General features: G+C 60.3%; 6 protein-coding genes and 1 pseudogene. 1 reads left to right on the top strand and 6 read right to left on the bottom strand.

Going from position 1 to position 6,802, the window contains the following annotated elements:
- Nucleotides 1-127: 127 nt before the first annotated feature.
- Nucleotides 128-457, top strand: a pseudogene (locus GUY40_RS25770) (DUF962 domain-containing protein); the annotation flags it as partial.
- Nucleotides 458-568: 111 nt separating this feature from the next.
- Here GUY40_RS25770 and GUY40_RS25765 read toward each other — a convergent pair.
- The 6 genes from GUY40_RS25765 to dibA all read right to left on the bottom strand — a co-directional run bounded on the left by GUY40_RS25765 (nt 569) and on the right by dibA (nt 6,724).
- Complete coding sequence (locus GUY40_RS25765; protein WP_166571729.1) at nt 569-1,558, bottom strand: sulfate/molybdate ABC transporter ATP-binding protein; 990 nt, start codon at nt 1,556-1,558, stop codon at nt 569-571.
- 3 nt (nt 1,559-1,561) lie between these two features.
- Nucleotides 1,562-2,434 (bottom strand): sulfate ABC transporter permease subunit CysW, encoded by an 873-nt coding sequence (cysW, locus tag GUY40_RS25760; RefSeq protein WP_166571728.1) that lies wholly within the window; start codon nt 2,432-2,434, stop codon nt 1,562-1,564.
- Nucleotides 2,435-2,448: 14 nt separating this feature from the next.
- Nucleotides 2,449-3,267, bottom strand: coding sequence for a sulfate ABC transporter permease subunit CysT (cysT, locus tag GUY40_RS25755; RefSeq protein WP_166571727.1), 819 nt, complete (start codon nt 3,265-3,267; stop codon nt 2,449-2,451).
- An 87-nt stretch (nt 3,268-3,354) separates the two neighbouring features.
- Entirely contained in the window at nt 3,355-4,362 is a 1,008-nt protein-coding gene (locus tag GUY40_RS25750) for a sulfate ABC transporter substrate-binding protein (protein WP_166571726.1), read from the bottom strand.
- A gap of 52 nt (nt 4,363-4,414) precedes the next feature.
- Complete coding sequence (oscA, locus tag GUY40_RS25745; RefSeq protein WP_166571725.1) at nt 4,415-4,597, bottom strand: sulfur starvation response protein OscA; 183 nt, start codon at nt 4,595-4,597, stop codon at nt 4,415-4,417.
- Between the two features lie 231 nt (nt 4,598-4,828).
- Nucleotides 4,829-6,724, bottom strand: coding sequence for a phosphodiesterase DibA (dibA, locus tag GUY40_RS25740; RefSeq protein ID WP_166571724.1), 1,896 nt, complete (start codon nt 6,722-6,724; stop codon nt 4,829-4,831).
- Nucleotides 6,725-6,802: the final 78 nt, after the last annotated feature.

Below are 6,802 nucleotides of genomic sequence, written 5' to 3'. Positions count from 1 at the left end.
GTCAGGCCGGACGCGTAACTGGGAGCCGATCGGTACCGTGTTGTTGAACCCGGATCGAGAGCAACAGGTCGAGAAAAGAGCGGCATAGTTAGACGGCTGACGCGACAACTACCTTGAAAAACGCCGCCTGCGACTGGACAAACAATTCGGTGTGCTGATATCGATACCGCTGGGGCTTTGCCTGTGGGCCGGCGAACTGCTGGCGAACCAGAGCACGATGGTCTGGCTCAGCGCGGGGCTTGGGTTGTTTGTACTGGGTTGGGCGATTCAGTTTGTCGGCCACTACTTCGAAGGCCGCAAACCGGCGTTTGTCGATGATCTGATGAGCTTGATCGTCGGGCCGTTGTTCGTGGTGGCGGAGTTGGGGTTCTTGCTGGGGATGCGCGGGGAGTTGAAGCGGGAGATCGAGCGGCGGGTTGGCCCGGTGAAGGTGCGGGACAAGCGGTCGGCTTTTTGACTGCACAGACGCTATTCGCGGATAAATCCGCTCCCACCTAAAATCTCCCCACTCACCATTTGAGGAGCTGCTTTATGTGGGAGCGGATTTATCCGCGATGTTTTTCAGGGTTTAGAGGTTCTCGACTTTCTGCCAGACCTTGGGCTTGAAGTACAAGGTCTCGCCACGCGACAGGCCGATCAGGCTGTCGTGGTCCTTGACCACTTCGGCCTCGATCAGATCGCTCTGCCCTTCGACCTTCAACGTCACCCGCGTGGTCGCGCCCAGTGGGCGGATGTCGCGTACTTCGGCGGCGTGGTGGTCTTCCAGTTCATGGCGCGACAGCGACACTTCGTGAGGACGGAATAGCACATGGCGATCATCGCTCAGGTGCAGGCGGTTGGAATCACCCAGGAAGTGGTAGACGAAATCGCTGGCCGGGTTTTCGTACACATCGCCCGGTGAGCCGATCTGCTCGATCACGCCCTTGTTCATCACCACGATGCGGTCCGCCACTTCCATGGCTTCTTCCTGGTCGTGGGTCACGAACACCGAGGTCAGGTTGATGTCTTCGTGCAGCCGCGCCAGCCAGCGACGCAGCTCCTTGCGAACCTTGGCGTCGAGGGCGCCAAACGGCTCGTCGAGCAACAGCACCTTGGGCTCCACCGCCAGCGCACGGGCCAGGGCGATCCGTTGACGCTGGCCGCCGGACAGCTGCTCCGGGTAGCGGTCCGCCAGCCAGTCGAGCTGGACCATGTTCAGCAGTTCATGGACCTTCTCGGCGATCCGGGTTTCGTTCGGGCGCTCGCTCTTGGGCTTCATGCGCAAGCCAAAGGCGACGTTGTCGAACACGCTCATGTGGCGGAACAGCGCATAGTGCTGGAATACAAAACCGACGTTACGGTCGCGTACATCGTGGCCGGACACGTCTTCACCATGGAACACGATGCTGCCCTGGTCAGGCGTTTCCAGGCCGGCGATGATCCGCAACAGGGTGGTCTTGCCGCAGCCCGACGGGCCGAGCAAGGCCACCAGTTCACCGCTCTGGATATCCAGATTGATGCTGTTCAGGGCCTGGAAAGCGTTGAAGCGCTTACTGACATTACGAACTTCGATCGACATGAATTATTCCTCCGCTGCGCTGTTGCGCAGACGGTTAATGCGGGACTCGCTCCACTGCTTGAGCAGCAGGATGAAGAGCGCCAGGATCAGCAACAGGCTCGCCACGCTGAAGGCCGCGACGTGGTTGTATTCGTTGTAAAGGATCTCGACATGCAGCGGCAAGGTGTTGGTCACCCCGCGGATGTGCCCGGAGACCACCGACACCGCGCCGAATTCACCCATGGCCCGGGCCGTACAGAGCACCACGCCGTAGATCAGGCCCCATTTGATGTTGGGGACGGTCACGTGCCAGAACATCTGCCAGCCATTGGCGCCCAACAGGCGCGCCGCTTCTTCTTCCTGGGTGCCCTGCTCCTGCATCAGCGGGATCAGCTCACGGGCCACGAACGGCACGGTGACGAAGATGGTCGCCAGCACAATGCCAGGCAAGGCGAAGACGATCTGGATGTCATGGTCCTGCAGCCATGGCCCGAACAGGCCCTGGGCGCCGAACATCAACACATAGACCAGGCCCGCGATCACCGGCGAGACCGAGAACGGCAGGTCGATCAGCGTCACCAGGATACTCTTGCCACGAAACGAGTACTTGCTCACGCACCAGGCCGCGCTGACCCCGAATATCAGGTTCAGGGGTACCGAGATCAACACCGCGATGACCGTCAGCTTCAGGGCCGAGAGCGCGTCGGGCTCGAAGATCGCGGTGAAGAAAGCCCCCAGGCCAAGCTTCAGGCCCTGGGACACCACGATAAACAAAGGCAACAGCAGAAACAGCGCGAAGATCAACCAGCCAAGGCTGATCAGGATACGCCGTGATGTGGCGCTGCCGCGGCGTGCGGCGTTGGCCGATGCAGCGGCCGAAATCGAAGATGCAGACATGCTTCAGGCCCCCTTCAAGGTTTTTCAATGCGCCGCTGCAACAAGTTGATCAGCAGCAACAGAATGAAGGAAACCACCAGCATCAGCACGCCGATGGCCGTGGCGCCGGTGTAGTCGTATTGGTCGAGCTTGACCATGATCAGCAGCGGAAGGATCTCGGTTTTCATCGGCATGTTGCCGGCGATGAAAATCACCGAACCATACTCACCCACGCCGCGGGCAAACGCCAGGGCGAAACCGGTCAGCCAGGCCGGCAACAGCGCGGGAGCAAGGATGTAGCGAAAGACTTGCAGGGGCTTGGCGCCCAGGCAGGCCGCGGCTTCTTCAACTTCTCGGGGAATATCGGCCAGAACCGGCTGCACCGTGCGCACCACGAACGGCAGGGTGACGAAGGTCAGCGCCAGCGTGATACCCAGGGGGGTGTAGGCAATCTTGAAGCCCAGGTCGGTGGCGAACTGGCCGACCAGGCCGCCCGGTGCATAGAGGGCGGTCAAGGCGATGCCGGCCACGGCGGTGGGCAGTGCGAACGGCAGGTCGATCATCGCATCGATGATCTTGCGTCCCGGGAAGGTGTAGCGCACCAGCACCCAGGCCAGCAGCGTACCGATCACACCATTGATGATGGCGGCGTACAGGGCGGTGCCGAAACTCAGCTTGAGGGCCGCCAGCACCCGCGGTGCGCTGACGATGTTCCAGAACTGCTCCCAGGTGAGCTGGGCGGCATGTACAAACATGGCGGCCAGCGGTATGAGCACAATCAGGCTGAGGTACACCAAGGTGTAGCCCAGCGTCAGCCCGAAGCCGGGTATGACGGGGGAGATACGACGTGACATAAGAGTCCTTGGTTAACGCACAAAAGCCCGGGACGAATCCCGGGCCCATGCTTGGCTACTGAACGGCGTTTCTACGGGCGGTTGAACTCACTGTGCCGTGTAGATCTGGTCGAACACTCCACCGTCGTTGAAAAACTTGGGTTGGGCAGTTTTCCAGCCGCCGAAGTCTTTGTCGATAGTCACCAGATCCAGTTTCGGGAACTGTTTGCCGAATTCGGCAGCGACTTTCGCGTCGCGCGGACGGTAGAAGTTTTCGGCTGCAATCTTCTGACCGGCCGGGCTGTACAGGTGCTTGAGGTATTCCTGGGCGATCTGCTCATTGCCCTTCTTCACGGCGTTCTTGTCGACAACGGCCACCGGTGGCTCGGCCAGGATCGACAGCGACGGCACGACGATTTCGAATTTGTCGTTGCCACCGTCTTCCTTGAGGGCCAGGAAGGCTTCGTTTTCCCAGGCCAGCAATACGTCACCCTGGCCGTTGTTGACGAAGGTAATGGTCGAGCCACGGGCGCCGGTGTCCAGCACCGGAACGTGCTTGAACAGCTCCTTCACGTACTCCTGAGCCTTGGCTTCGCTGCCACCGGCTTGCAGGCCATAGGCCCAGGCGGCGAGGAAGTTCCAGCGGGCACCGCCGGAGGTTTTCGGGTTAGGGGTAATGACCGAGACGTCTTTCTTGATCAGGTCGCCCCAGTCCTTGATGCCTTTTGGGTTGCCCTTGCGGACCAGGAACACGATGGTCGAGGTGTAGGGGGTGCTGGCATCCGGCAGGCGGGTCTGCCAGTCCGCCGGTAGGGACTTGCCCAGCTTGGCCACTTCGTCGATGTCACCGGCCAGGGCCAGGGTGACCACGTCAGCGCGCAATCCATCGATCACCGCACGGGCCTGTTTGCCCGAACCACCGTGGGATTGCTTGATATCCACCTTGTCGTCCGGGTGCGCCTGTTGCCAGTGCTTGATGAACTCGGCGTTGTACTGCTGATACAGCTCGCGGGTCGAATCATAGGACACGTTCAGCAGTTCGTAGTCCTTGGCGATGGCGGAACCGGCAAAAACAGCACTGGCAAGTGCAGCCAGGGCATAACGGCGGATGGACATGGTGAAGCTCCCGATTGGCTATTTTTCTAATATGTGTGCGGCAGGCTTGGCTTCAGGTGGGCTTGTTGCCAGGGTTTTGCAGGCGGAACTTTTCCTTGCGTTCGATCTGCACGACTTGTGCGTTGTGCACCGTGATTTCCACTGCACCGAAACGCAGGTCGCGCAAGGCGCTCTGAATCTCGCGCAGAATGGTGGCTTCGTCCTGACCGTCAACGCTACGCAGAGATGCGCTCATGCTCGTGCTCCTGAAGAATGAGAAATGCCGTGCCGTAGGGTCGGTGCCCGGCGACTGCGATTGGCTTGGAGCTCATCTTAGTGAGGCCGAGATATTCTTAAAAATACTGTTTAAGAATGTTTATATAACTGAATTTTCGAATTTACCGAGAAGCGCTGAAAGCATCGCGGGCAAGCCCTGCTCCTACTGTTTGCTTGTAGGAGCAGGGCTTGCCCGCGATGCTTTTGAGTTTTATTTGAACACCAACCGCTCAGCCGGCACCGGCCGCCCAAACCACCAGCCCTGCGCCACATCGCACTGCTGCTCCAGCAGAAAGCGCGCCTGCTCGGCCTGTTCGACGCCTTCGGCATGCACCGTCATGCCCATGCTCTTGGCCAGGGCGATGATGACCCGAACGATGGCGACGTCGTCTTCGTCCGTCGGCAAGCCGCTGACGAAGCCCTGGTCGATCTTGAGCTTTTGCACCGGCAGTCGCTTGAGGCGAAGCAGGGATGAGTAGCCAGTGCCGAAATCATCGATGGCCAGTTGCAGGCCCAGTTCACGCAATCGATGCATCTGTTCCAGCGAGCTGTCGGGGTCGTCCATGACCGCGCTTTCGGTCACTTCCAGTTCCAGGCAGGCGGGCGCCAGCCCGGTTTCGTCGAGTATCCGGGCCACTTGCCGGTACAACTCTCGATGAGCAAACAGCCGGCTGGAGACATTCACCGCAACAAAGTCGAGCACTTTGCCGTTACGCTGCCAAGTGACCATCTGCGCACAGGCTTGACGCATGACCCAGGTGTCAATGTCGGCGATCAAGCCAGTACGCTCGGCGATCGGGATGAATTCACCCGGCGGGACCAGCCCGCGCTCGGGGTGCTCCCAGCGCACCAGCGCCTCGACACCGATCATCCGGTTGCTGAGCAGGTCATGCACCGGCTGGTAGAACACTCGCAGTTCTTCCTGTTCCAGTGCCCGGCGCAACTCGGCTGAGGTCTCGACCCGGTGCTGGGCATGGGTGGTCAGTTCTTCGGTGTACAAGGCATACCCGGCGCGGCCGCAGCTTTTAGCCTTGAACAGGGCCGAGTCGGCATTGCGCAACAGCTGCACGGCGTCCAGCGCATCACTGGGGTAAAGGCTGATACCGATACTGGCGCTGACAAACAGCTGATGGCCGTCCAGCACGAAAGGCTCCCTGAGCCCGTCCAACAACGCTTGCGCCTGGCTCGCAGCGAGGCCCAGCTGCGGGCAGTTTTCCAAAAGCACGGCGAACTCGTCGCCGCCCAGCCGAGCCAGGGTCACACCGTCATCGAGCAGCCCTTTGAGGCGCACGGCGACAGCCTTGAGCAACTGGTCGCCGAAAGTGTGCCCGAGGCTGTCATTGATACTCTGAAAGTGGTCCAGATCCAGCACCAGCAAGGCACAGCCGCGCTTGTGGGTCTTGGCCACGACCAGCGCCTGGGCGGTGCGATCGTTGAACAGCAGGCGGTTGGGCAAATCGGTCAAAGGGTCGTAGTGGGTCAGGTGCGCGCGTTCGCGCTCCGAGTGCTTGATCGCGCTGATATCACTGAACACCGCGGCGTAATGACTGACCCGGCCGCTGTCGTCCTTGATCGCGCTGATGGTCTGCCATTGCGGGTAGATCTCCCCGCTCTTGCGCCGGTTCCAGATCTCGCCGCTCCACTGGCCGTGCTCGGCAAGGCTGTTGAACATGTGCTGGTAGAAGCGGCCGTCATGGCGGCCGGACTTGAATTTGCTCGGCGGCTGGCCGAGCACTTCTTCGACCTGATAGCCGGTAATGTCCATGAAGGCTTTGTTCACATGCACGATGCGACTCTCGGCATCAGTGACCAGCACGCCTTCCAGCGAGCTGTCGAACACCGCGGCCGCCATGCGCAGCCGCTCCCGGTCCTCACGCCGCATCAACGCTCCCAGGCCGATGAAACGCAGCAGTCGGGTGCGAGAAACAAAGATCAGAGCCGAAGTGATCGCCACCCCAAGGTATCCACTGATCGCCTGCCACCAGGCGCGTTCGGCGGAATCATCGAAAAGACTGTTCAATATTTGATCAGACAGTGACAGCCACAGGACCGCCGCCAGCAGATAGAAAAGCGCAGTGCGCAGCGCGTCTCGAGAAGAAATCGACATAGAAGGTCGTGTATGGCCGCTTCAAAAGAAACGAATTATAGGGGGCAAGGCCGCGCCATTTCCTGACCTGAGTCGCCA

This window comes from Pseudomonas sp. R5(2019), from assembly GCF_009905435.1.
In the GTDB taxonomy this organism is placed as follows: Bacteria; Pseudomonadota; Gammaproteobacteria; order Pseudomonadales; family Pseudomonadaceae; genus Aquipseudomonas.
This window is presented reverse-complemented; position numbering and strand designations above follow the sequence as displayed.